Below are 642 nucleotides of genomic sequence, written 5' to 3'. Positions count from 1 at the left end.
CTATTAGGGCGTGCAAATTGGTACTTACCTAAATGGCTGGCACGATTGCTTCCGCATATTGATATTGAAGGAGAGTCAATTGCCCAAAAAGAAAAGAAGATTATATAATTTATTCTTCTTTAAATGTTAAAATTCTAATACCGCCATTGCCTCTTTCAAAGGCGGGCGGTATTTTTCGTGTTATGATGGGGTTTGGAAGGTGAACATTTATGGATAAGAAACGGATAGACCCATTTAATAAAATGATCTATTCCCGAATTCCCACGTTATTATGGGGTATTCTTGTGTATGTTGCAGCGATGATTTTTCAGTTTTTAACAGTATCTCTATCGCTTTCAAGTTTGTTTTTTTCTGGCCTTTTTGCAATTCATCTCATTTTTCATTGGTGGTCTTTTTATTGGTTCCAGAAGAAGCCTTGGATTTATTTCTTCATACAAGGAATCGTTATTCTACTTTGTGTTTTAGCTATGCCAGCTGCCTCTCCTGTTATTTTAATTGGTCTTTTACCGGTATTAATTGCTCAGAGCATCGGTGTATACTATCATACATTAAAGATTATTTTGACAGGACTTTGTTTTTTTGTGCTTTTTTTTCTAGCTCTTATTTTGGCTAATGATACAGATGATCTGACTGTCTACATTC

1 protein-coding gene is annotated in these 642 nt (G+C 35.0%); it reads left to right on the top strand.

The features are described from left to right. Positions 1 to 209: 209 nt before the first annotated feature. Positions 210 to 642 (top strand): hypothetical protein (locus tag GFC01_RS17820; protein WP_207707648.1); only part of this gene is annotated, 433 nt, incomplete at its 3' end.

The sequence above is a fragment of the Desulfofundulus thermobenzoicus genome, assembly GCF_009428905.1.
Taxonomy (GTDB): Bacteria; Bacillota; Desulfotomaculia; order Desulfotomaculales; family Desulfovirgulaceae; genus Desulfofundulus_A; species Desulfofundulus_A thermobenzoicus.
This window is presented reverse-complemented; position numbering and strand designations above follow the sequence as displayed.